The organism is Rhodobacter aestuarii (genome assembly GCF_900156655.1).
Taxonomy (GTDB): domain Bacteria; phylum Pseudomonadota; class Alphaproteobacteria; order Rhodobacterales; family Rhodobacteraceae; genus Rhodobacter; species Rhodobacter aestuarii.
In genome coordinates this window covers 625,864-651,223 of sequence record NZ_FTOG01000001.1, presented here as the reverse complement: position 1 = coordinate 651,223, position 25,360 = coordinate 625,864, and the positions used below count along the sequence as shown (strand labels likewise).

Below are 25,360 nucleotides of genomic sequence, written 5' to 3'. Positions count from 1 at the left end.
CCGCCTTATGGAGAACTAAACCGTTAAATGGTTAAATCAAGCGCTTCCCCCCGCATGCAAAACGGCCCCCTTTCGATGACCGGATTCGCCTCCTTGAGCGGCTCTGGACTGGGCTATGATTGGAGTTGGGAAATCCGCTCGGTGAATGGCAAAGGGCTCGATCTGCGGCTGCGCATGCCCGAGGTGGAAGGATTGGAAGCGCAGGTGCGCGCGGCCGTGTCGCGCGCGGCCACGCGAGGGAATGTTCAGCTAAATCTGAAGCTTACGCCAACAAGTGGAAGTGAAAAACTGCGCCTGTCAGACCCCGCCTTAAGCGCTGCCCTGACCGCATTACGGCAGGTGGAAGAGGCGGCTTCAAACCATGGCGTGACCCTTGCCCCGACCCGCGCTAGCGACCTTCTGAGCCTGCGCGGCGTGGTCGAACAAGGGGGGGCGGAAGTGGTCGATCCGGCGGCTTTGCGCACACTGCTCTTGGCTGATTTGGACTCTCTTTTGGATAGTTTTGTCGCGATGCGCGCGGCGGAAGGCGGCCAGCTTTGTGGCGTAATTGTGGCACAACTCGACAGAATCGCCCAATTGACCGACTCGGCGGCAGAGGTTGCGGAGGCCAGACGCCCAGAAATGGCCACAAATCTGCACGCCGCGCTCGCCCGTGTGATGGAAGATGCCCCCGGCGCCGACCCACAGCGCGTGGCACAAGAACTCGCTTTACTCGCTGTTAAGGCCGATGTGACCGAAGAGATTGACCGTTTGCGGGCGCATGTGGCTGCTGCACGGGGACTGTTGGAGGAAAATGGCCCCGTGGGGCGCAAGTTCGATTTCTTGACACAGGAATTCGTGCGGGAAGCGAATACTTTGTGTTCCAAGTCGGGCTCGACCGCGCTCACGGCCATTGGCCTTGACCTCAAACATGTCATCGACCAGATGCGCGAGCAGATCCAAAACGTGGAGTAAGTCATGGCCGAGATGCGCCGCCGGGGCCTTTTGATCATTCTTTCCTCGCCCTCGGGCGCGGGCAAATCGACCTTGGCCAAACGGCTGATGGCTTGGGATGGCTCGATGAGCTTTTCCGTTTCGGCCACCACCCGCGCGCCGCGCCCCGGCGAGGTGGATGGGCGCGACTACTTCTTCAAGACGCGCCCAGAGTTTGAGGCGATGGTGGCCGCGGGCGAGATGCTCGAACATGCCGAGGTGTTCGGCAATCTTTACGGCACGCCGCGCGGCCCGGTGGAGGCGCGCTTGGCCGAGGGCCGAGACGTGATCTTGGATATCGACTGGCAAGGCGGCCAACAGGTGCGCCGCTCGGTTTTGGCGCAAGATGTGGTGAGCGTGTTTATTCTCCCGCCCTCGATTGCGGACCTTGAAAGCCGGCTGCGCGGCCGCGCCCAAGACAGTGATGAGGTGATCGCGGGCCGGATGGCAAAAAGCCGTGACGAGATTAGCCATTGGGGCGAATATGATTATGTGGTGATCAACCGCGATGTCGATGTCGCCGAAGAAGAGATTACCACCATCTTGCGCGCCGAACGCGCGCGCGCCGTGCGCCAACCGGGGCTGACCGATTTTGTGCGCGGCTTGAACGGGGAGTTTGAGGCACGATGATCTATGCGCTTGATGGCGTGGCGCCGATTTTGGGGCAGGGGGCTTGGGTGGCCCCCGATGCGAATCTGATTGGCAAAGTGGTCTTGGAAGATAACGCCTCGGTCTGGTTTGGCTGCACGCTTCGCGGCGACAATGAAGAAATTCGCGTGGGTGCGGGCGCCAACGTGCAAGAAAACGTGATCTGCCATACGGATATGGGCTTTCCGATGGTGATTGGGGCGAATTGCACGATTGGCCATAAGGCGATGCTGCATGGCTGCATTATTGGCGAAGGCTCGCTGATTGGCATGGGCGCGATTGTGCTCAATGGTGCCAAAATTGGACGCGGCTGTTTGATCGGCGCGGGTGCGCTGATCACCGAGGGGAAGGAAATCCCCGATGGCAGCTTGGTGATGGGCGCGCCGGGCAAGATTGTGCGGCAGCTTGATGAGGCCGCGCAAGCGCGGCTGCGCGAGTCAGCAGCGCATTACCGGGAAAATGCGGCACGCTTTGCCAAAGGGCTGGTGCCCGTTACCTAATCAATGCGGCTTGGCGGGGATTTCCAGGATTTCAAAATCCCGATCCCCCCAAATCTGCTGAACCTCGGCGCGCACAATCGCGGTGTTGGGCAGCGGTTGCGAATAGGCACGCAGCGGCCCTTTGTAGCCCACCCGGTCCAGCGTGCGGGCGAGATCCAGAATGTCATGATCGGGGCTAAAGAGCGGCGCCAAGACCACGTCGGGGCTGACCCGCAAGATCAGCTCTTCCGAGAGCATCGTCATCCGCGCAATGGTAATTGAGGCCCCTTGGACCCCGCGCAAAGCGCGCGGCAATGCCTGTGACGGGTCCACCACCAAAATGCGGCGGCCTGTCAGCGACATCGCGGCAACCAACGGTTGCGGCTTACGGTTCGAATCATCGACAGGCGGGGGCATTGCTCCATCCGTTTTCGGGGGTGGATTCTTCCACCTATTTTAAGCCTCTGCTGCCTTTGATGCATCGGTTTAGCCCCCTTACCGATGCAGACAGTCTTGAATGCGTCTATGGTTTCCCCGAAGTTGACGCGGGTCAAGCGTCGGGTGGGTAGAAAAGGAACGGAATTTGCCGGATTCGTCAACAATCACATTCGCGGAAGTGCTTCCGTTTCCAATATTGATCATTTCTCGCGCCCAGCGTGTGGTGCACGCCAATGCGGGGGCCGAGGCGCTTTTGGGCGAAGGGCTTAGGGATCGGGCATTGGTGACCGTTTTGCGACAACCCGCGCTCGTCGATGCGGTGGAAACCGTGTTGGGCGGCGGCGCGCGCCAACAGGTGCGCTTGCGGCTGGGTCCGGCAGGGCGCGAGGGTCTGGTGCAGGTCACGGTGGCCCCGCTCAAGCCCAGCGGCGAAGACGAGGGGGCCTTGCTGCTCGCTTTCGAAGATATCACCGCGGTTGAGAATGCCGAGGCGATGCGGCGCGATTTCGTGGCCAATGTCAGCCACGAGTTGCGCACGCCGCTCACCGCGCTGATGGGCTTCGTGGAGACATTGCGCGGCGCCGCCAAAGATGACCCGGTCGCACGGGACCGTTTCTTGGCGATTATGGAGCGCGAGGCGGGGCGGATGAACCGTTTGGTGGGCGATCTGCTGTCGCTCTCCCGCGTTGAATCCGAAGAACGGCGCCGCCCGACCGCGCAGGTGGATCTGGGCACGGTGCTGCGCGGCGCGATGCAAGCCTTGGCCCCTGTGGCCGAGGCGCGGCAGGTGGCACTGCTGCGCGAGGGGCTGACCGCGGATCTCAAGATCCCCGGCGACCCAGATCAGTTGACGCAGGTCTTCACCAATCTGATCGAGAATGCGATCAAATATGGCGGCGCGGGCGGCGAGGTTCGGTTGAATGTGGCACGGCTGGACTATGAGCCAGTGCTGCGCGGCCCGGCGCTGCAAGTCACCGTGGCCGATAAGGGCGAGGGGATCGAGGCGATCCACCTGCCACGGCTCACCGAACGGTTTTACCGCATCGACACGCACCGCTCGCGCGAACAAGGCGGCACCGGGCTGGGGCTGGCGATTGTGAAACACATCATTTCGCGCCACCGCGGGCGGATGCGCGTGGAAAGCGAAAAAGGGCAGGGCAGCCGCTTTATCGTGATCTTGCCATTGGAGTAAGGTGTCGATCAAAACCATGAACTCTTAAGGTGTTACGCGGCGCAGTTGAATACGCCGCGTAACGCTTTTGTGGGGCTTTAGCGCAGCCAGATCGCGCCGTTGGGCCCAAGTTTCACACCTGTTTTCGTCACTTCAGCCGCCAGCACCGGGCCGGTGGGCGTACCGGTGATCCCGGGCAACTCCACCGGCTCGGAGCCAAGGTTGAAGAGGCAGGTAAGCGTTTCCCCAGCCACTTCGCGCGTGAAGCCCAGCACGGGCTCTGGCAGATCAAGGAAGGTCGAGCGCCCGGCCCGCAGCGCCTCGGACGCGCGACGGAAGGCGAGCATGTCGCGATAATGGGACAGTACCGAGGTGGGATCATTTTCCTGCGCGGCCACATTGCGCGCGGCTTGCGGCGGCTTCACCGGAAGCCAAGGTTTGCCGCTGCTGAAGCCCGCATTTTCACTGCCATCCCAGACCATCGGCGTGCGGCAGCCATCGCGGCCCTTGTTCTCGGGCCAGAACCGCAGGCCGGGCGGGTCGGTCAGCTCTTCGTAAAGAAGATCGGTTTCACTTTGGCCCAATTCTTCGCCTTGATAGATGCCGATCGTTCCCTCGAACGAGGCGAGCATCGAAATCGCGAGTTTCGCAACCGCCTCAGGCGCGCCGAATTTTGCCCATCGCGTCACATGGCGCTGCACGTCATGGTTCGAAAAGGACCAAGATGGCCAACCATCGGGCGCAGCGTTAAAGAAGCCCATAATCATGTTTTTGAAGTGATCGGGGCTGAATTTCGGCCCGAGCATGTCGAAACTATAGGCCATGTGCAAATGCGCATCGCCCGCCGTATAGGCGCTCATAATCTCAAGCGCGCGATGCGGCACCTCGCCCACTTCTCCGACCAAGCAGCGGTCGTCGAACTCATCTAGCAGGGACCGCATTCGTGCAAGGAAATCAAGGTTTTCAGGGCGGTTCTTGTCGAACTCATGGTCTTGCATATCATAGGTGGAAACGGGGGGCCAACGCACCGGATCGGGCGTCATGGCGGGGTTATCGCGCAGCTGATCGTCATGCATATAATAATTGACGGTATCGAGCCGGAAGCCATCGACGCCGCGTTCGAGCCAGAACCGCAGCACATCCAGCATCTCATCTTGCACCTCGGGATTGCGCAAATTGAGATCGGGCTGAGAGATCAGGAAGTTGTGTAAGTAATATTGTCCGCGTTCCGGCGCCCATTCCCAAGACGAGCCGCCAAACACCGATTGCCAATTGTTTGGGGGTGAACCATCTGGCTTTGGGTCGGCCCAAACATACCAATCCTTCTTCGCGCCGCCTTTTTTGCTGTCGGCAAACCACGGATGCCGGTCGGAGGAATGGCTGAGCACCTGATCAATGATCACCTTGAGGCCCAGTTCATGGGCGCGCGCCACCAAAGCATCGAAATCGGCCAAAGTGCCAAAAACCGGGTCAATGTCGCGATAATCGGCCACGTCATAGCCCATATCGGCCATGGGCGAGGTGAAAATTGGGCTGAGCCAGATCGAATCGGCACCCAAACGCGCCACATGATCAAGCCGCGCGGTGATGCCTTTGAGATCGCCGATGCCATTTCCGGTGCTATCTTGAAAAGAACGCGGATAAATCTGGTAGATCACCGCACCACGCCACCAATTGCTGCCCATCGTCATCTCCCTGCAAAGATATGAGGCAAGCATAGGGTTATTCCGCGCCGCGGCAATGACCCGAGGGGGTTAGACGCGGGTTCAGCTTGACGGCAGCGGGTGCGCGCCCCATCAAAGGGGAAAGGGATTGGCCGAGGAATAAGAAACGTGAAAGATGTGAACGCCCCCAGTGTAGAGGCCTTCCGGGCAGAAATTCTGCGACATCTGACCTATTCGATGGGCAAGGATCCCGGTCATGCCTCACTTTACGATTGGCGCATGGCGCTCAGCCTCGCGCTGCGCGACCATATTGTGGAGCCGTGGTTCGATGCGACGCGGCAAACCTATGAACAGGGGCGCAAGCGGGTCTACTATCTGTCGATGGAATTCCTGATTGGGCGGATCTTGGAAGATGCCGCGATCAACCTTGGCATGCGGGCCGTGGCGCGTGAGGCGATCGAGGGGCTTGGCCAAGACTGGCACGATGTCGTCGAAGATGAACCCGACGCGGCGCTTGGCAATGGCGGGCTTGGGCGGTTGGCCGCCTGCTACATGGAAAGCATGGCGACGCTTGGTTGTGCGGGCTATGGCTATGGCATCCGCTACGAACATGGCCTTTTTAAACAACGGTTTGAGGGGGGGCGTCAGGTTGAGGCGCCGGAAGATTGGCTCAAACAGCGCCATCCGTGGGAGTTTGAACGCCCCGAGGTGAGCTATGAAATCGGCTTCAAAGGCACGGTTGAAATCACCGATGGCAAGGCCGTCTGGACCCCCGCAGAAACAGTGCTTGCCGAGGCGTTTGATATGCCGGTGATCGGCTGGCATGGCCGTTGGGGCAATACGTTGCGGCTGTGGTCGGCCAAACCGACGACGATGTTTGACCTTGCCCGCTTCAACCACGGGGATTACGCCGCCGCCGCCGAGCCCGAGGCTTTGGCGCGCACGCTCAGCCGCGTGCTTTACCCTGATGATACGACCTTCCAAGGCAAGGAATTGCGGCTCAAGCAGGAATACTTCCTGACCTCTGCGGCGCTGCAAGACATTCTGCGCCGTCATCTGGGGGCGGGCTTTGCGCTCACCGATCTGCCCGACCATGTGGCGATTCAGATGAACGACACGCACCCCGCGATTGCCGGGCCGGAGCTGATCCGGCTGTTGAGCGATGTGCATGGGATCGAATTTGAAGAGGCGATTGATATTGCAATTCAATGCCTTGGCTACACGAACCACACGCTTTTGCCGGAGGCGCTGGAACGCTGGGCCACTTACCTCATGGGCTCTGTGCTGCCGCGGCATATGCAGATCATCGAAGCCATTGACGCTTGGCACCTGCGCAACAACCCCTCGCGCCCGCATTATGTTGGAATTGTAAAACATCATGAGGTGCGGATGGGCGAATTGGCCTTCATTACCGCACATAAGGTCAATGGTGTGTCTGCGCTGCACACGGAACTGATCAAAAAGAACCTGTTCCCGGAATTGCACAAATTGCACCCCGACCGGATCATCAACCAGACCAATGGGGTGACCCCGCGGCGCTGGATGCGGATGGCGAACCCGGCGCTTTCCAAGCTGATCACGCAAACCATTGGCGATGGTTGGGAAGCCGATCTGGACCGGCTCAAAAAGCTTGAAAAATTCAGCGAAGACAAAGCCTTCCGAAATGAATTCGCGCGCGCCAAACGGGTGAATAAAGTCGCGCTGGCGGAGTGGATCTTTGAAACGCAGGGCGTGCAGGTGAACCCCGATGCGCTGTTTGATGTGCAGGTGAAGCGCATCCATGAATACAAGCGCCAACTGTTGAATATCTTGCAAACCATCGCCGAATGGCATGCGATCCGTTCGAACCCGACCGCCGATGTCGTGCCGCGGGTGAAGATTTTTGGCGGCAAGGCGGCGCCCGGCTACCAGACCGCGAAAGAGATCATTCGCCTAATCAATGATGTCGCCAAGGTGGTGAACAATGACCCCTATGTCGGCGACCGGCTGAAGATCATTTATCCGGCGAACTACAATGTCTCGATGGCTGAGCGGCTTATTCCGGCGGCAGATCTGAGCGAGCAAATCTCGACCGCGGGCAAGGAAGCCTCTGGCACCGGGAATATGAAATTTGCGCTCAACGGCGCGCTAACGATTGGCACGCTGGATGGCGCGAATGTCGAAATTCGCGAAGAGGTCGGCGCGGATAACTTCTTCCTGTTTGGTCTGACCGCCGAGCAGGTGATGGAGCGGCGCAAAGACCCCGAACATGCCCGTCATGCGATCTTGCAAAGCCAGCCTTTGCAAGACGTGCTGCAAATGATCGCCGAAGGGCGCTTTAGCCCCGAGGAACCGACCCGCTACCACGGGCTGGTCCACAATATGTGGCACAGCGATTACTTCCTTGTGGCGTCCGATTTTGAAGCCTACCGTGATGCGCAGACGGAGGTGGATCAAGCCTTTGCCGACCCGGAACGCTGGTGGCGCATGGCCGTGCTGAACACTGCACGGATGGGCTTCTTCTCGTCGGACCGCGCGATCCGTGGTTACATGGCGGATATCTGGGGAACCGATTCCGCGCTGTGAGGGGACGCATGCCGATGATCGAGTTGGACGTGGCGATGGCGCTGGCCGAGGGCCGGCATGAGGATCCGTTTGCCGTGCTGGGGTGGCATGATACGGGCGAGGGCGGGCGGATTGCAGCGCTTGTCCCCGGCGCGGATACGCTGTCTGCAATTACCCCAGATGGTAAAACAGAGGTTCAACTTGACCACGTAACCCACGGGCTTTTTGTGGGAAAATGGAGCAAGGGCAAGTATCGCCTGCGCGCGCGCAATGCCCAGGCGACGTGGGATTTTGATGATGCCTACAGCTTTGGCCCGGTGCTTGGCGAGATCGACGAATACCTGATTGGCGAGGGCACGCATCGGCATTTGTGGAAAGTGCTCGGCGCGCATGTGATCACCCATGAGGGGCTGCGTGGCGTGCATTTTGCCGTTTGGGCACCCGCAGCAAAGCGCGTTTCCGTGGTGGGGAATTTCAACACTTGGGACGGGCGGCGCCATCAAATGCGCAAGCGCGGTGCGACCGGGGTGTGGGAGATTTTTATTCCCGGGTTGATGGCGGGCGAGGTCTACAAATACGAGATTTTGGGTGCCGATGGCGTGATCCAGCCGCTCAAGGCGGACCCGGTGGGTTTTGGCGCGGAACACCCACCGCAAACCGCCTCGCAGGTGCGCGAATTGGGGCTGCATCTTTGGGGTGATGGTCGTTGGTGCGAAACCCGGCATGAAGCGAACAACATCCACGCGCCGGTCAGCATCTATGAGGTGCATTTGGGCTCGTGGCGGCGCGTCTGGGACGAGGGCGGGCGACCGCTCAGCTACTATGAGCTTGCGGGCCAACTGATCGACTATGTCGTCGATATGGGATTTACACATATCGAACTTCTGCCGATCACCGAACACCCGTTTGACGGCTCTTGGGGCTATCAACCGGTGGGGCTTTATGCGCCCACGATCCGCCACGGACGGCCCGAAGAGTTCGCTGCCTTTGTCGATGCCGCGCATCAACGCGGTATTGGCGTGATTTTGGACTGGGTGCCGGGGCATTTCCCGACCGATGACCACGGGCTGCGCCATTTCGACGGAACAGCACTTTACGAACATGCGGACCCGAAAGAGGGCTTTCACCAAGACTGGAACACGCTGATTTACAACTACGGGCGGCGCGAGGTGAAAAACTACCTGCTCGCCAATGCGCTGTTCTGGCTGGAGGAATACCACCTTGATGGGCTGCGGGTGGATGCGGTGGCCTCGATGCTCTACCGCGACTACTCGCGCAAAGAGGGGGAATGGGTGCCCAACCAATATGGCGGGCGCGAAAACCTTGAGGCGATCGACTTCCTGAAATCGGTCAATGCCGAGGCTTATGGCGGCGCGCCGGGCATTATGACCGTGGCCGAAGAAAGCACCGCTTTCCCCGGTGTGACGCGGCCCGTGCATATGGATGGCTTGGGCTTTGGGTTCAAATGGAACATGGGCTGGATGAACGACAGCCTGCGCTATTTCCAACGCGACCCGATCCATCGCCGCTGGCATCATAACGAACTTACTTTCGCCTCTTCATATACTTACAGCGAAAACTTTATCTTGCCGATCAGCCATGATGAGGTGGTGCATGGCAAGGGCTCGATGCTGGGCAAGATGCCCGGTGACGGGTTGCAGAAGTTTGCCAACCTGCGCGCTTTCTATGCGTTCCAATGGGCGCATCCGGGCAAGAAGCTTTTGTTCATGGGCCAAGAATTTGCCCAAGGCAAAGAATGGGCGCATGCGGGCGCGCTGGAATGGCAATTGCTTGAGGACCCGCTGCATGCGGGGATGCAGGCGATGATCCGCGATCTGAACAAGCTTTACCGCGAAACGCCCGCTCTGCATTGGGGCGATTGTGACCCGCAAGGGTTTGACTGGATCGAAGCCGATGATGCCGAAGCCTCAGTCTTTGTGTTTGAACGCCGCGCGCCGGGGGCTGCGCCCGTCGTCGTGGCGGCCAACCTGACACCCATTGATCGCACCTATCGGATGGGCCTGCCGCAAGACGGGACGTGGTGCGAAATCTTCAATTCTGACAGCGGCTATTATGGTGGGGCGAACTGGGGCAACCTGGGCGCCATTGAAGCCGAAGAAATTGCCACGGCACGACGTCGGGTCAGCGCCGAGGTATACCTGCCACCCCTTGCGGTGGTGATGTTCATGCCGCTGGAGGCAAAGCAATAGGGGAGTGACTATGAAACCGCAACCGAACCAAAGGCTCTCGTCGCAAGCGATGGCGTTCGTTCTGGCGGGGGGCCGTGGGAGCCGCCTGAAAGAACTGACCGATCGGCGCGCGAAGCCCGCGGTCTATTTCGGCGGTAAGACGCGGATTATCGACTTTGCTTTGTCGAACGCGCTGAATTCCGGCATTCGGAAAATGGCAATTGCCACGCAATATAAAGCGCATAGCCTTATTCGGCACATGCAGCGCGGCTGGAACTTCTTCCGCGCAGAGCGCAACGAATATTTGGATATTTTGCCCGCCTCGCAACGGATTGATGAGAGCAAATGGTATTTGGGCACCGCAGACGCTGTCGCGCAAAATATTGATATTATTGAAGATTATGACGTGAAATACGTCATCATTCTGGCTGGCGATCACATCTACAAGATGGATTACGAGGTGATGCTGCGCCAGCATGTGGAAAGCAAAGCCGATGTCACGATTGGCTGCCTGACTGTCCCGCGTGAGGAAGCCACGGCCTTTGGCTGCATGGCGGTGGACAAGACCGGGCGCATCAATGGCTTCATTGAAAAGCCCGCCGACCCGCCGGGCCTGCCCGAAGATCCCGATCATACGCTCGTGTCGATGGGGATTTATGTCTTTGATTGGAAGCTCTTGCGCGAGTTGCTGATCAAGGATGCCGAAGACCCGCATTCGAGCCATGATTTCGGCCATGACCTGATCCCGTCGATTGTGAAAAACGGCAAGGCGATGGCACATCGGTTTTCGGAAAGCTGCGTCACCTCGGGGCTGGAAACGGAACCCTATTGGCGCGACGTCGGGACGATTGATGCGTTTTGGCAGGCCAATATCGACCTGACCGATTTCACCCCCAAGCTTGACCTTTATGACAATGCTTGGCCGATCTGGACCTATGCCGAGATCGTGCCGCCCGCGAAATTCATCCATGATGAAGACAATCGGCGCGGTTCGGCGGTCAGTTCGCTGATTTCGGGCGATTGCATCGTTTCGGGCTCGGAAGTGCGCAATTCGCTGATGTTCACCGGCGGGCGCTCGCATTCCTATTCGATGCTCGATCATGTGGTCTCGCTGCCTTACGTCGAAATTGGCCGCAAAGCGCAGCTTACGCGCTGTGTGATCGACCGCGGCGTGATCATTCCCGAGGGGCTCGTTGTTGGCGAAGACCCGGAAGAAGATGCGAAGTGGTTCCGCCGCACCGAGGGTGGTATCGTGTTGATTACCCAGCCGATGCTGGATCGGCGCGCGGCGATACTGGGCTAAAACGGCTCGAAAAGGGGGCGTCATGAAACGCGTTCTGTCGGTGGCATCCGAGGCGGTGCCCTTGATCAAAACCGGTGGGCTTGCCGATGTGGTCGGCGCATTGCCCGAGGCATTGGCGGGGCAGGGCTGGCAGATGCGCGTCATGCTGCCCGCCTATCGCGGATTGCTTGAAAAGCTTGGGAAAACCAAGATCGTCTGGGCCGATGACTATCTGTTTGGCGGGCCCGGAAGGTTGCATTTGGGCAAGTTTGGCGAGATGGAGGTGATGGCGCTGGAGGCACCTCACCTTTATGACCGCGACGGCGGCCCCTATTCGGGCCCACATGGCGATTATTGGGATAATGCCGAGCGGTTTGCCGCGCTGTGCTGGGCGGCGGCCATGGTGGCCCGTGAAGGCGCGGGCGATTGGCGCCCCGATGTGCTGCATGCGCATGATTGGCAAGGGGCCTTGGCGCCCGCTTATTTGCGCTACGCCGGGGCAAGCGTGCCCACTGTGATCACAATCCACAATATGGCGTTTCAAGGTCGCGTTGGCGCCACGAAAATGGGTGCGTTGCGGCTTCCTCCCGAAGCGTTTCACCGCGATGGCTTTGAGTTTTGGGGCGATATTTCTACCCTCAAAGCGGGCCTTACCACGGCCGATGCGATCACCACAGTGAGCCCGCGCTACGCCGAAGAACTGATGCGCGGCGAATATGGTCAGGGCTTGGAAGGCGTGATTGCGGCCCGGTCTGGCGTGGTTATGGGAATACTCAACGGTATCGACGAAACCGTATGGGACCCGGAAAACGACCCCGATTGCAAACCGTTCTCCGCCAACAAGCTTGCCGGAAAATCCCATGCGCGCAAAGCCTTGCAGGCCGAGTTTCAACTGGAAAAGAAACTTTCTGGGCCGCTCGCCATTCTTGTTTCCCGGCTGACCGCACAAAAAGGCATCGACCTATTGCCCGCCGCGGTGGAGGAGTTGGTGGCTGCGGGCGGGGGCTTGGCGCTTTTGGGCTCGGGCGATCACTGGGCCGAAAATATGGTGCGCGATTTGGCGCTGCGCTATCCGGGCCGGGTTGGCGTGCATATCGGCTATAATGAAAACCTCAGCCACCGGATGTTTGCGGGGGGCGATGCGGTGCTGGTGCCCTCGCGGTTTGAACCTTGCGGGCTGACGCAGCTTTACGGGCTACGCTATGGTTGCGTACCGCTGGTGGCGGCAGTGGGCGGTTTGGCCGATACGGTCGTGGGCGCGACCCCGGCCAGCCTTGCTGCAAAGGCTGCGACGGGTGTGGTGTTCCATCCGGTCGATGATTTGGCGCTGCGCCAAGCCACGCGCCAACTTTGCGCGCTCTACGCAGACCGCAAAGGCTGGGCCGCAATGGTCAAACGCGGCATGAAAACCGATCTTGGCTGGGGCGCCTCGGCCGCGCGCTATGCCGCGCTTTACGAGCGGCTCTTGGCGCAATGACGATCCATCCGGGCAGGGCCGAGGTTCTGGGGGCCGTTCCTTCGGGGGGCGGCACGAATTTTGCCGTCTTTTCCACCCATGCCGAAAAGGTGGAACTGTGCCTGTTTGAAGACGGCAAGGAACGCCGTCTGACCTTGCCCGAGCGCGCCGGAGATATTTGGCATGGCTTCGTGCGCGGCGTAGGGCCGGGCACGAAATACGGCTACCGCGTGCATGGCCCGTGGGCCCCCGAAATTGGCCATCGATTCAACCCGTCAAAGCTCTTGATCGACCCCTATGCCAGGGCGCTCAACGCTCCGATAATCTGGCATCCTTTGATGCAAGGCGGGGTGGGGACGACCCGCCCCGATCGGCGCGATTCTGGAACCGTCACGCCCAAAAGCGTGGTCTGCGAGATCTTCAAGCCACATTGGGAACGCCCCGCAAGGTCATGGTCTCATACATTTATCTATGAGTGCCACCTGCGCGGCATGACGATGCAACACCCCGAAGTGCCCGAGCATCTGCGGGGCACCTATGAAGGCTTTGCCTGCCCGCCGATCATTGCGCATCTGAAAAAACTCGGTGTGACGGCGGTCGAATTTTTGCCCGTCATGCCCTTCATTGATGACCGCTTTTTGGTTGAGAAAGGGCTGCGCAATTACTGGGGCTACCAGCCGATTTCCTTCTTCGCGCCCGAGCCGCGCTACGGCACGCGCGAGGGGTTCCGCAACATGGTCCGCGCACTCCATGCCGCCGGGATCGAGGTGATCTTGGATGTCGTTTTCAACCATTCGGGCGAGGGGGATGGTGCGGGGCCAACGCTGAGCCTGCGAGGCCTTGATAACGGCGCCTATTATCGCTTGGCCGAGGGTGGGCGCACCTATGTCAACGACACTGGCACCGGCAACACGCTGAACCTTGCCCATCCCATGGTGTTGCGCATGGTCACGGACTCCTTGCGTCACTGGGTGGAGGAGATGGGGGTGGACGGGTTCCGCTTTGACCTGGCCGCCAATTTGGGGCGGGGCGCCTCTGGCCGGTTCAAGTCTTGGGCCCCGCTTCTAAGCGCCATTCGCCAAGATCCGGTGCTCGGCGCGGTGAAGCTGATTGCCGAACCTTGGGACATTGGCCCCGGTGGTTATAGGCTTGGTGATTTCCCCTATCCGTTCATCGAATGGAACGACCGTTATCGCGATGGCCTGCGCCAATTCTGGCGCGTCGATGCGGGCCAAATCCCCGAACTTGCGCGCCGCGTTGCAGGGTCGGCAGAGATCTTCGATCACCGTGGAAGGGCAGCCACCAGCTCGCTTAATTTCCTTACCGCCCATGACGGCTTCACGCTACAAGACCTTGTTTCCTTTAATGAAAAGAGAAACGAAGCAAATGGTGAAAACAACCGTGACGGGCATAATGCGAACTATTCCCAAGCCTTAGCCAGCGCAGAAGAACGCGGCAACCGTAAGCGCGCACTGCTCGCCACCTTAATGCTATCTCAAGGGGTGCCGATGCTCTTGGGAGGCGATGAAATTGGCAATTCGCAACTAGGCAATAACAACGCTTATGCGCAAGACAACCCGATTGGCTGGATCGACTGGAGCAGCACAGATACCGATCTTGTCGACTTTGTCGCGCGGCTTGCGAAGCTGCGGCACGACCATCCGGTGCTGCGCCAATCCCGTTTTTTACATGCGAAAGTGCGCGAGCAAGATGGCATCCGTGATCTGATCTGGCGCATGCCCTCTGGCGGCGAGCCAACGCCGCAAGATTGGCATGATGCCAAGGCGCATTGCCTATGTGCAGAGGTCCGCGGCGCGGCCGAGGGGCCGGCGGGGCAGGTCGCGCATGAGGCCTTTTTCATCGTCTTCAATGCGGGGCCGCAGATCGACGTGACCTTGCCCGAGGGGCACTGGCGTAAAATGCTCGACACGGCCCAACCCAAGGCCCCAGAAAGCCCGCATTCAGACCCCGTCACTTGTGTTTTCGCACAATCTGTTCAACTGTTTATCCGATCGACAGCCCGATAGGAGTCCGCCTATGACTGCCCATGCAACGCAGCCCTTCGAGGGCCAAAAACCCGGCACCTCTGGCCTGCGCAAAAAGACCCCGATCTTTATGCAGCCGGGCTATTTGGAGAACTTTGTGCAAAGCACCTTTGACGCCATCGACGGCGTCGTGGGGAAAACCCTCGTTTTGGGCGGCGACGGGCGCTATTTCGGGGCGGAAGCGGCGCAATGCATCCTGAAGATGGCTGCGGCCAATGGTGCCGCGCGGGTCATTGTGGGGCAGGGCGCTTGGCTCTCGACGCCTGCGGCCTCTAACTTGATCCGCCAGCGCGGCGCCGACGGTGGGCTGATTTTGTCGGCCAGCCATAACCCAGGCGGCCCGAACGAGGACTTCGGGGTCAAGTATAACATGGCGAATGGTGGCCCGGCGCCGGAGGCGGTAACCGCTGCGATCTTCGCACGCACGCAAGAAATCACATCTTATAAGAAAATCACGGCCCCGGATGTGAAACTCGATATGGTCGGAGAAAGCCATCTCGCCCAAATGGTCGTAGAGGTTGTAGACCCGGTCGCGGCTTATGCTGACATGATGGAAGAAATATTCGATTTCAAAGCATTGCGCGGTCTTTTTCATGAAGGCTTCACGATGCGGATGGACAGTATGTGTGCCATCACCGGGCCCTATGCGGTCGAGATTTTTGAAAACCGGCTTGGCGCGCCCAAGGGCACAGTGGTGCACGAACAACCGCTGCCCGATTTTGGCGGTATGCACCCCGACCCGAACCCGACTTGGGCGCATGAGTTGATGGCCGAGATGATGGGGCCCGAGGCGCCTGATTTCGGCGCGGCCTCGGATGGGGACGGGGACCGTAATATGATCGTCGGTCGTGGGGTCTATGTCTCACCCTCCGATAGCCTCGCCGTAATTGCGGCGAATGCTCATCTGGTGCCAGGCTATGCCACGGGGCTGAAGGGGGTGGCGCGGTCTATGCCGACTTCTGCGGCGGTGGACCGGGTGGCGGTCGCGCTAGGCGTCGATTGCTATGAGACTCCGACGGGCTGGAAGTTTTTCGGCAACCTGATGGATGCGGGCCGTGTGAGCCTTTGCGGTGAAGAGAGCTTTGGCACGGGCTCGGACCATGTGCGCGAGAAAGATGGCCTTTGGGCGGTGCTGATGTGGCTCAATATCATCGCGGCGCGGGGTATGGGTGTCGCCGAAATCATGGCCGACCATTGGGAAGAATACGGGCGCAATTACTATTCGCGTCATGATTATGAGGTTCTTCCAACCGATGTGGCCAATGCCATGCTGGGGGATTTGCGTGACCGGCTTGAAAGTCTGAAAGGAACACAGTCCCAAGGTCTTACAGTCGAAAGTGCAGACGAATTCAGCTACACTGACCCGGTCGATGGATCGGTATCCGAGGGCCAAGGATTCCGGATTTTGTTCGAGGGCGGATCGCGCGTTGTGCTGCGCCTTTCAGGCACGGGCACCGAGGGGGCAACGCTGCGCGTCTATCTTGAGCGCTATGAACCGGGCCCCGAGGGTTTGGCCGCCGATCCGCAAGAGGCCTTGGCGCCAATCATCGCCGCGACCGAAGAGATTGTCGGTATTCGGGCCCGCACAGGCCGCAAAGGTCCCGATGTCATCACCTGATTGACTTTGACCGGAGCGACAAAGGCGGCGGGAACACCGTCGCCATAGATGACAACTCCTCGTCTTGACCATTTGCAACATTCCTCCAAATGCGAACGGTCAAGACTTCGTGGCCCGTGACAGGAAAAAGAGCGTGCTCACAGGCGCCCGATGACATTATCGCACGCCAATAACCAAGAGGCGCAAGACCTCACTGGCTTTATTTTCCTCAGTTTTCGCGTACGCAAAAGCCCCATAATCAGTATTATGTAAATTATTTATAACATCAGGGATCGCTGTGGTCACGGGATTGCAAGCAGATTATGGGTTTAGCACCGTGCTGCCCGTGGTTTGACGTGCCTCGAGCGCAACGTGCGCTTTTGCAACATCAGCCAAGGCAAAGCGTTGCCCAATCTCCACCTTTACCGCACCCGAGCGCAGCATGGCAAAAAGATCAGCACTCGCCGATTTCAGCCAACCGGGCCGCGCGGTGTGATGGAACAAGGTCGGCCGCGTCAGACGCAGCGAACCACGCGCCAAATCATTCACGCGGAAATCAAGCGCGGGCCCAGAACTTTGACCAAAGCTCACCAGCGTGCCAAACCGCTCCAACACGTCGAGCGATTTCATCAGCGTGACATCGCCAACCGAGTCATAAACCGCCTGCACACCCTTTCCCTCGGTGATGCGCATCACCTCGGCCACAAAATCTTGTTTGCGGTAGTCGATTACATGGGCATAGCCATGCGCCTTCGCGAGCGCGCATTTCTCTGGCCCACCGGCGGTGCCAATCACCCGCACACCGCGCGCTTTCAGCCATTGGCCCGCCAATAGCCCAACGCCACCGGCGGCGGCATGGAAAAGAACCGTATCGCCCTCAAGCGCCGGAAACGAGTGCTGGATCAGGTAGTGCACCGTCAGCCCCTTGAGCATCACAGCCGCCGCGACCTCATCGCTGATGTCATCGGGAATGGGCACCAATTGATCCGCCGCAATCACCCGATGGCTGGCATAAGCGCCGTTCGGCAGCGTATAAGCAACGCGCATGCCGGGCTTGAGATCAACGCCATCACCGACCAATTCCACCACGCCAGCACCTTCAGAACCGGTGATCAAATCGGCCGGCACAGGCCAAGGGTAAAGCCCAGAGCGGAAGTAAACATCTATATAGTTCAAGCCAATAGCCGTCTGTCGTAATGTAACCTCACCCTGCCCAGGCTTCGGGATCTCGCGCGTCACACGGCGAAAATTCTCTACACCACCGGGTGCAGAAACGACCATCGCATAGCTCATTCAAACCTCCTTGCGAAAGGCTTCGTCAACGGGAACGCGCAGCGCGTTCAACAGGTGATTGGTCTTGCCCGCCGAGGCGACAACGCGAAAGAAATCCGCAATTTCCGCCTCGCTCGCGCCTTTGGCTCGCGCCGCGGCCAGATGCGAATGGGTGCAGTAATCACACGCATTGGCGACCGAAACCGCTGCATAGATCAGTTCTTTCACCTTTGGATCGAGCGCCGAAGGTGTGGCCATCACCGCTTTCACATCGGCCCAAGTCGCCTCTAGCAACCCCGGATCAAAGGCTAGATAGCGCCAGATGTTGTTGATGAAATCGGTACCGCGGGTGGCGCGAATGTCGTCAAAAACGGCTTTCACACGCGGATCGGCTTCCGGATCTTGCGGAGCAGTAACTGTGGCCATGATCTTCCCCTTCACTGCCCAGCATGCCGCCTGCTTACCAGCCCGTCAATTCCCCGGAACGATGGGCAGATAATTGCCTTTTAACGCGCCAATCGCATTCCAAAGCTGAACCGCCACCGGGCGCGGCACCTCATCTTCGCGCCGCACCATGAACCAGTGGCGCACAATCGGCAGCGCGGGCGCAGGCAATTCCACCAGCCGCCCCGAGGCCAATTCTTCCGTCACCGTATGAAGCGATAAAAATGCAATCCCAAGCCCCGCCATCACCGCCTGTTTGATGGTTTCATTGCTGTCCATCTCCAGCGTTTCATAAGCACGGCCTTCGCCCACGCGATCCAGCCAACGGTTCATCAAAATCCGCGTGCCAGAGCCCTTTTCGCGCGCCAAGAACACCTCTTCAAAAAGCGCATCGAGCCAAAGCCCCTGCCCCGCCAGCGGATGATCCGGCGGCGCAACCAATCCATGCGGGTGCACCCCCAGCGGCTCCGCCGTCACCGGCGGGCGGCGCGGCGGGCGCCCCATAATGGCGATATCAAAGGCACCGCGCTCCAACCCTTCAATCGTCGTGGCGCGGTTGCCGACCCGCAAAGCGACCTCAATATCGGGGTTCGAAAGGCTGAGCGCCTTCACGAGTCGCGGCGCAAAATATTTGGCGGTAGAGACAACACCAAGCGTCACACGCCCCGCTTTGCCCCGTGATAGCGCTGCCAGATTGGCGCCCCCCTGTGACAAAGCGTCTTCAATCCGGCGCGCGGTCTCCAAAAGCGTCAGTCCGGCCTCTGTTAACTCCGATCCGCCGCCATCGGCCGCGCGCTGCAAAATCTTTACTTGAACCGCATCCTCCAAGCCCTTGATTTGCGTGTGAATTGCAGGCGTTGTAAGCCCCAAAGCATGGCCCGCAGCGGTTAACGAACCGCCTTTTTCTACGGCTTGTAGGGCGCGCAATTGCTTAAGCGTTATGCTGTCGAGACGGATCATTTTAAAATTTCCTGAAAGCCGCTTGCTGAATTTCAAATTTGCATAAAGCCGCTTCCGGCGCAACGTCCCGGCATCCAACTGGCAGGAGGGGCCATGGCGATCGAATTAGAAGACCTCGGGTTAACCCCGGAAATGGCAGAGGTGATGACACGCCTCGCCACGGTGGGGGCTCAGGTCGCCCGCATCATTTCCCGCAATGGCGTCGAAACCGATCTCGCCGCAGGTGTGGGCACCAACGCTGGCGGCGACGGGCAAAAAGCGCTCGACGTGATTGCCGATGATTTGTTCCGCGAAGCGCTGAGCGAAACCGCCGTTGCGTGGTATGCCTCTGAAGAACAAGATGAGGTCGTGAGCCTTGGCGAAGGCAGCTTGGGTCTGGCCATTGACCCGCTCGATGGCTCGTCCAACATTGATGTGAACGTCTCGATTGGCACGATCTTCTCGATCTTCCCGGCGAAAGAAGATGGCGACGCGACGTTCTTGCGCCAAGGCCATGAACAGCTGGCAGGCGGTTACATCATCTATGGGCCGCAATGCGCGCTGGTGTGCACCTTTGGCGATGGCGTGAAGCATTGGGTGCTGGACCTCGACACCAACAGCTTCCGTCGCGTGGCCGATATCAAGCCGTTGCCGCAAGACACCACAGAATATGCGATCAACGCTTCGAACTACCGCCACTGGCCCGCGCCGATCCGCGCCTTTATCGATGACCTGGTGGCCGGGGCCGAAGGGCCGCGCGGCAAAAACTTCAACATGCGCTGGATCGCGTCGCTTGTCGCGGAAACCCACCGCATTTTGATGCGCGGCGGCGTGTTTCTTTATCCGGGCGATGACCGCAAGGGCTATGAACGCGGCCGTCTGCGCCATGTGTATGAATGCGCGCCGATTGCGTTTTTGATCACGCAAGCGGGGGGCGGGGCCACCGATGGCTGTGAAGAGGTGCTGACCGCCCTGCCCGACCGGCTGCATGCGCGCACGCCTTTCGTCTTCGGCTGTGGCGCCAAAGTTGCCCGCGTCGCTGCTTATCACGACCTGCCCGGGGAAGAGACCTCTGCGCTCTTCAACACCCGTGGTCTTTTCCGGAGCTAAGTTCCATGTCGAAAAAATATCCTATCATTTCCGTCGTCGGCTCGTCGGGCGCTGGCACCTCGACCGTCAAAGCGACCTTCGATCAAATCTTCCGCCGCGAAGGCGTCAATGCCATCTCAATCGAGGGGGATTCCTTTCACCGCTACAACCGCGCCGATATGAAGGCCGAGCTGGAGCGCCGCTACGCCGAGGGCGATGCGACCTTCTCGCATTTCTCCTATGAGGCGAATGCGCTGGATGAGTTGGAGCGTGTGTTCCGCGAATATGGCGAAACCGGCAAGGGCCGCTCGCGCCACTATGTGCACGATGCCAATGAATCGGCCAAATATGGCGTGGAACCGGGCCATTTCACCGAATGGGCCCCGTTTGAGGAAGATTCCGATCTGCTCTTTTACGAAGGCCTGCATGGCTGCGTGACCAATGACGAGGTCGATATCGCCAAACATGCCGATCTGAAAATTGGCGTCGTGCCGGTGATCAACCTCGAATGGATCCAAAAAATCCACCGCGACCGTGCCAGCCGCGGCTACACGACCGAGGCGGTGACCGATGTGATCTTGCGCCGTATGCATGACTATGTGCATTGCATCGTGCCGCAATTCTCGCAAACCGACATCAACTTCCAGCGTGTGCCGGTCGTTGATACCTCGAACCCGTTCATCACCCGCTGGATTCCGACGCCGGATGAAAGCCTGATCGTGATCCGCTTCCGCAACCCGCGTGGGATCGATTTCCCCTATCTGACCTCGATGATCAATGGCTCGTGGATGAGTCGGGCAAACTCGATCGTCATTCCGGGCAACAAGCAAGATCTGGCGATGCAGCTGATCTTGACCCCGCTCATCGAGCGCTTGGTGGCCGAGGGGCGGCGCGCCCGCGCCTAAGGCAAGACACGGAACCAACAACGATTTTTGGGCAGGGCCTTTGGGCCCGCCCGTGACGAATGGCATATCAGGGAGGAGTGCCATGAAAGATTTTGAGCTTTCGCAGGAAGTCAAAATGGCAAATGCGCTGCGTGCGCTGGCGATGGATGCGGTCGAAAAAGCCAAATCGGGGCATCCGGGCATGCCGATGGGCATGGCCGATGTGGCCGCCGTTTTGTTCAACCGCTTCATGACCATTGACCCCAAAGCACCGAAATGGCCCGACCGGGATCGGTTCGTGCTGTCTGCCGGTCACGGCTCGATGCTGCTTTACGCAATCCACCATCTGCTTGGCTATGACGATATGGATATCGAGCAGCTTAAGAATTTCCGCCAGCTCGGTGCGCGCACCGCAGGCCACCCCGAATATGGCCATGCCGATGGCATCGAGGTGACGACCGGGCCGCTCGGCCAAGGGATTGCTACCTCGGTTGGTATGGCGCTGGCAGAACGCATGAAGAATGCGCGCTATGGCGATGATCTGGTTGATCATTTCACCTATGTGATTGCGGGTGATGGGTGCCTGATGGAAGGCATCAGCCACGAGGCGATTGATATGGCGGGGCACCTTGGCCTTGGCCGTTTGATCGTCATGTGGGACGACAACAAGATCACCATTGATGGCGATACCGACATTTCCACCTCGACCGATCAGATGGCGCGGTTCGCCGCTTCTGGCTGGCATGTGGTGGCCTGCGATGGCCATGCGCCCAATGACATTGCCGCCGCCATCGAAGAAGCGCGCAACGACCCGCGCCCCTCTTTGATTGCCTGCCGCACGATCATCGGCTTTGGCGCGCCCAACAAACAAGGCGGGCATGATGTGCACGGCGCACCGCTGGGCGCCGAGGAAATCGCCGCTGCGCGCAAAGTGCTGAACTGGTCCTACGAACCTTTCGAGATCCCTTCCGACGTCTATGCAGCCTGGGGCCGGGTTGCGAAACGGGGGGCTTCGGCGCGGGCAGATTGGGAGGCGCGGCTTGCCGGCCACGCGGCCCGCGCCGACTTTTCTAAAGCGGAAGCAGGCGACACCAGCGCCCTGCCCGCCGCGATTGCCGCCTATAAGGCAAAGCTGAGCGCCGACAAACCCAAGGTCGCGACCCGCAAAGCCTCCGAAATGGCGCTTGAGGTGGTCAACACCACCCTGCCCTTCTCGGTTGGCGGCTCCGCGGACTTGACGGGCTCGAACCTGACCCGTTCCAAGGGCATGACCTCGGTCAAGCCGGGCGCGTTTGGCGGCGACTATATCCACTACGGCATCCGTGAACATGGTATGGCGGCGGCGATGAACGGCATCGCGCTGCACGGCGGCCTGCGCCCCTATGGCGGCACCTTCATGGCCTTCGCCGATTACTGCCGCCCCTCGATCCGGCTTTCGGCGTTGATGGGCGTGCCGGTGACTTACGTCATGACCCATGACTCGATTGGTCTGGGCGAAGACGGGCCGACCCACCAGCCGGTGGAACATCTCGCCTCGCTGCGCGCGATCCCGAACCTCAACGTCCTCCGCCCGGCAGATGCCGTGGAAACCGCTGAGGCTTGGGAAATCGCCATGACCGCGAAAGGCACGCCCAACCTGTTGGTGCTTTCGCGGCAAAACCTGCCCACGGTGCGCACCGAGCACACCGGCGAAAACCTGACCGCGCGCGGCGCCTACCTGCTGCGCGACCCGGAAAACCGTCAGGTCACGCTGATCGCTACGGGCTCTGAGGTCGAAATCGCGCTTGCGGCGGCGGATCAATTGGAGGCCGAGGGCATTCGCGCCGCGGTGGTCTCTGCCCCCTGCTTTGAGCTCTTTGCCCAACAGTCGCGCGAATATGTGACCAAAGTGCTGGGCACCGCGCCGCGTGTGGGCTGTGAGGCCGCGCTGCGCATGGGCTGGGATCTGTTCCTTGGCCCCCAAGATGCCTTTGTCGGCATGACGGGTTTTGGCGCCTCTGCGCCCGCGCCCGCGCTTTATGAACACTTCAACATCACCGCTGAAGCCATTGTTGCTGAAGCCAAGAATATGATCTGAGGAAAGAGAATGACTGTTAAAGTTGCTATCAACGGATTTGGCCGCATTGGCCGCAACGTGCTGCGCGGGATCATTGAATCGGGCCGCACCGATATTGAAGTGGTCGCGATCAACGACCTTGGCCCGGTGGAAACCAACGCGCATCTTCTGCGCTTCGACAGCGTGCATGGCCGCTTCCCCGCAACCGTGACGACGGGCGAAGACTGGATTGATGTGGGCCGTGGCAAAATCAAAGTCACCGCCATCCGCAACCCCGCCGAACTGCCCTGGGGCGATGTCGATATTGCGATGGAATGCACCGGCATTTTCACCACCAAAGAAAAAGCCTCCGCGCATCTGCAAAACGGCTCGAAACGGGTGCTGGTCTCGGCGCCTTGCGACGGCGCGGATAAAACCATCGTCTTTGGCGTGAACGACAGCACACTGACCGCCGATGATATGGTTGTCTCGAATGCGTCGTGCACCACGAACTGCCTTTCCCCGGTCGCCAAAGCGCTCAACGACGCGATTGGCATCGAAAAGGGCTTCATGACGACGATCCACAGCTACACGGGCGACCAACCGACGCTCGACACGATGCACAAAGACCTGTATCGCGCCCGCGCCGCCGCGCTGAGCATGATCCCGACCTCGACCGGGGCTGCCAAAGCCGTGGGTCTGGTGTTGCCCGAACTCAAAGGCAAACTCGATGGCGTTGCGATCCGCGTGCCCACGCCCAACGTCTCGGTTGTGGATCTGGTGTTTGAAGCGAAACGCGCCACCACGGTTGAGGAAGTCAACGCCGCCGTGCGCGCTGCGGCCGATGGCCCGCTCAAAGGCGTGCTCGGTTACACCGACCTGCCGAATGTGTCGTCGGACTTCAACCACGACCCGCATTCCTCGGTCTTCCACATGGACCAGACCAAGGTCATGGACGGCAAAATGGTCCGCATTCTGAGCTGGTATGACAACGAATGGGGCTTCTCCAACCGTATGGCGGACACCGCCGTCGCGATGGGCAAGCTGATCTGAACCAAGCCGGGGGCTCTGCCCCCGGACCCCCGGGATATTTGGAGCAAGATGAAAACGGCTCCGTAAGCTAAGGAACACCACATGGCACTGATCACTCTTCGCCAACTGCTTGACCACGCTGCAGAAAATTCCTACGGCGTGCCGGCGTTCAACATCAACAACATGGAACAAGGCCTTGCGATCATGGAGGCGGCCAAAGCCGTCGATGCGCCCGTGATCATCCAAGCCTCGCGCGGGGCACGCAACTACGCCAACGATATCATGCTGGCGAAAATGATCGAGGCGCTCGCCGCGATCTACCCCGATATTCCGCTGTGTATGCACCAAGACCACGGCAATAACGAAGCAACCTGCATGACCGCGATCCGCCACGGCTTCACCTCGGTGATGATGGATGGCTCGCTTGAAGGCGACGCCAAAACCCCGGCCAGCTACGAATATAACGTCGACATCACCGAACGCGTGGCCAGCATGGCGCATTGGGTGGGCGCTTCGGTCGAAGGTGAATTGGGCGTTCTGGGCAGCTTGGAAACCGGTGAAGGCGAGGCCGAAGATGGCCACGGCGCGGTGGGCAAGCTCGACCACAGCCAGCTCCTGACCGACCCCGATCAGGCGGTTGATTTTGTGAAGAAAACCCAAGTGGATGCGCTGGCCATTGCCTGCGGCACCTCACATGGTGCTTACAAATTCTCGCGCAAACCCGATGGCGAAATTCTGGCCATGTCGGTGATTGAAGCGATCCACAAAAAACTGCCCGACACCCACCTTGTGATGCACGGCTCCTCTTCGGTGCCGCAAGAGCTGCAAGACATCATCAATGAATTCGGTGGTGCGATGCCGCAAACCTTTGGTGTGCCGGTCGAAGAGATTGTGCGCGGCATCAAAATGGGCGTGCGCAAAGTCAACATCGACACCGATTGCCGGATGGCGATGACCGGCCAGTTCCGCCGCATTGCCGAACAAAACAAAACCGAGTTTGACCCGCGCAAATTCCTCAAACCCGCGATGGATGCGATGCGCGATCTCTGCCGTGACCGCTTTGAAGCCTTTGGCACGGCGGGCCATGCCTCGAAAATCAAAGTCATCCCGATGGATGACATGGCGAAGCGTTATGCTGACGGTTCGCTTGCGCCCAAAACCAACTGATCGAAAGGACCCT

20 protein-coding genes are annotated in these 25,360 nt (G+C 59.6%); 15 read left to right on the top strand and 5 right to left on the bottom strand.

Going from position 1 to position 25,360, the window contains the following annotated elements; translation table 11 throughout:
- Positions 1-75 precede the first annotated feature (75 nt).
- From BW967_RS03010 to BW967_RS03000, 3 genes are read left to right on the top strand one after another with little or no spacing between them, the layout of a single operon-like run.
- The gene (locus BW967_RS03010; RefSeq protein WP_076483516.1) at positions 76-954 is read left to right on the top strand and encodes a YicC/YloC family endoribonuclease; all 879 of its coding nucleotides are present in this window, start codon (positions 76-78) and stop codon (positions 952-954) included.
- 12 nt (positions 955-966) lie between these two features.
- On the top strand, positions 967-1,602 hold the full coding sequence (gene gmk, locus BW967_RS03005; protein ID WP_076483612.1) for a guanylate kinase: 636 nt from the start codon (positions 967-969) through the stop codon (positions 1,600-1,602).
- Positions 1,599-2,120, top strand: coding sequence for a gamma carbonic anhydrase family protein (locus BW967_RS03000; protein WP_076483515.1), 522 nt, complete (start codon positions 1,599-1,601; stop codon positions 2,118-2,120). Before gmk ends, BW967_RS03000 begins: the two co-directional genes overlap by 4 nt.
- On the opposite strand, the gene BW967_RS02995 is transcribed toward BW967_RS03000, so the two are convergent.
- Positions 2,121-2,516 carry a hypothetical protein gene (locus BW967_RS02995; protein ID WP_076483514.1) on the bottom strand — a complete coding sequence of 132 codons (396 nt, stop codon included), beginning with the start codon at positions 2,514-2,516 and terminating at the stop codon, positions 2,121-2,123.
- 166 nt (positions 2,517-2,682) lie between these two features.
- On the opposite strand from BW967_RS02995, the gene BW967_RS02990 reads away from it, so the two are divergent.
- The gene (locus BW967_RS02990; protein WP_076483513.1) at positions 2,683-3,729 is read left to right on the top strand and encodes a sensor histidine kinase; all 1,047 of its coding nucleotides are present in this window, start codon (positions 2,683-2,685) and stop codon (positions 3,727-3,729) included.
- Positions 3,730-3,806: 77 nt separating this feature from the next.
- On the opposite strand, the gene BW967_RS02985 is transcribed toward BW967_RS02990, so the two are convergent.
- On the bottom strand, positions 3,807-5,393 hold the full coding sequence (locus BW967_RS02985; RefSeq protein ID WP_076483611.1) for an alpha-amylase family glycosyl hydrolase: 1,587 nt from the start codon (positions 5,391-5,393) through the stop codon (positions 3,807-3,809).
- A 147-nt stretch (positions 5,394-5,540) separates the two neighbouring features.
- On the opposite strand from BW967_RS02985, the gene BW967_RS02980 reads away from it, so the two are divergent.
- From BW967_RS02980 to BW967_RS02955, 6 genes are read left to right on the top strand one after another with little or no spacing between them, the layout of a single operon-like run.
- Positions 5,541-7,937, top strand: a complete 2,397-nt coding sequence (locus tag BW967_RS02980; protein WP_373455180.1) for a glycogen/starch/alpha-glucan phosphorylase — start codon at positions 5,541-5,543, stop codon at positions 7,935-7,937.
- An 8-nt stretch (positions 7,938-7,945) separates the two neighbouring features.
- The gene (glgB, locus tag BW967_RS02975; RefSeq protein WP_076483512.1) at positions 7,946-10,126 is read left to right on the top strand and encodes a 1,4-alpha-glucan branching protein GlgB; all 2,181 of its coding nucleotides are present in this window, start codon (positions 7,946-7,948) and stop codon (positions 10,124-10,126) included.
- A gap of 10 nt (positions 10,127-10,136) precedes the next feature.
- Positions 10,137-11,408, top strand: a complete 1,272-nt coding sequence (gene glgC, locus BW967_RS02970; RefSeq protein ID WP_076483511.1) for a glucose-1-phosphate adenylyltransferase — start codon at positions 10,137-10,139, stop codon at positions 11,406-11,408.
- Positions 11,409-11,430: 22 nt separating this feature from the next.
- Entirely contained in the window at positions 11,431-12,864 is a 1,434-nt protein-coding gene (gene glgA, locus BW967_RS02965) for a glycogen synthase GlgA (RefSeq protein ID WP_076483510.1), read from the top strand.
- Positions 12,861-14,870: a glycogen debranching protein GlgX gene (gene glgX / locus BW967_RS02960; RefSeq protein WP_076483509.1), complete on the top strand. Its 2,010-nt coding sequence runs from the start codon at positions 12,861-12,863 to the stop codon at positions 14,868-14,870. The genes glgA and glgX overlap by 4 nt, the downstream gene beginning before the upstream one ends.
- Positions 14,871-14,880: 10 nt before the next feature.
- Positions 14,881-16,506, top strand: a complete 1,626-nt coding sequence (locus BW967_RS02955) for an alpha-D-glucose phosphate-specific phosphoglucomutase (RefSeq protein ID WP_076483508.1) — start codon at positions 14,881-14,883, stop codon at positions 16,504-16,506.
- A 300-nt stretch (positions 16,507-16,806) separates the two neighbouring features.
- On the opposite strand, the gene BW967_RS02950 is transcribed toward BW967_RS02955, so the two are convergent.
- The 3 genes from BW967_RS02950 to cbbR are packed head-to-tail and all read right to left on the bottom strand — an operon-like array spanning position 16,807 to position 19,161.
- Positions 16,807-17,778: a quinone oxidoreductase family protein gene (locus BW967_RS02950; RefSeq protein WP_076483507.1), complete on the bottom strand. Its 972-nt coding sequence runs from the start codon at positions 17,776-17,778 to the stop codon at positions 16,807-16,809.
- On the bottom strand, positions 17,779-18,183 hold the full coding sequence (locus tag BW967_RS02945) for a carboxymuconolactone decarboxylase family protein (protein ID WP_076483506.1): 405 nt from the start codon (positions 18,181-18,183) through the stop codon (positions 17,779-17,781). It abuts the gene before it with no gap.
- A gap of 45 nt (positions 18,184-18,228) precedes the next feature.
- Positions 18,229-19,161: a LysR family regulator CbbR gene (cbbR, locus tag BW967_RS02940; RefSeq protein ID WP_076483505.1), complete on the bottom strand. Its 933-nt coding sequence runs from the start codon at positions 19,159-19,161 to the stop codon at positions 18,229-18,231.
- 93 nt (positions 19,162-19,254) lie between these two features.
- Here cbbR and BW967_RS02935 point away from each other — a divergent pair, with 93 nt between their 5' ends.
- From BW967_RS02935 to fba, 5 genes are all read left to right on the top strand, one after another.
- A complete protein-coding gene (locus BW967_RS02935; RefSeq protein WP_076483504.1) occupies positions 19,255-20,250 on the top strand; it encodes a class 1 fructose-bisphosphatase in 996 nt (331 codons plus the stop codon).
- A gap of 5 nt (positions 20,251-20,255) precedes the next feature.
- Complete coding sequence (locus tag BW967_RS02930; RefSeq protein WP_076483503.1) at positions 20,256-21,134, top strand: phosphoribulokinase; 879 nt, start codon at positions 20,256-20,258, stop codon at positions 21,132-21,134.
- 82 nt (positions 21,135-21,216) lie between these two features.
- Positions 21,217-23,190 (top strand): transketolase, encoded by a 1,974-nt coding sequence (gene tkt / locus BW967_RS02925; protein WP_076483502.1) that lies wholly within the window; start codon positions 21,217-21,219, stop codon positions 23,188-23,190.
- Between the two features lie 9 nt (positions 23,191-23,199).
- Entirely contained in the window at positions 23,200-24,201 is a 1,002-nt protein-coding gene (gene gap / locus BW967_RS02920; RefSeq protein ID WP_076483501.1) for a type I glyceraldehyde-3-phosphate dehydrogenase, read from the top strand.
- Between the two features lie 81 nt (positions 24,202-24,282).
- A complete protein-coding gene (gene fba / locus BW967_RS02915) occupies positions 24,283-25,347 on the top strand; it encodes a class II fructose-bisphosphate aldolase (protein WP_076483500.1) in 1,065 nt (354 codons plus the stop codon).
- The last annotated feature ends 13 nt before the right edge of the window (positions 25,348-25,360 follow it).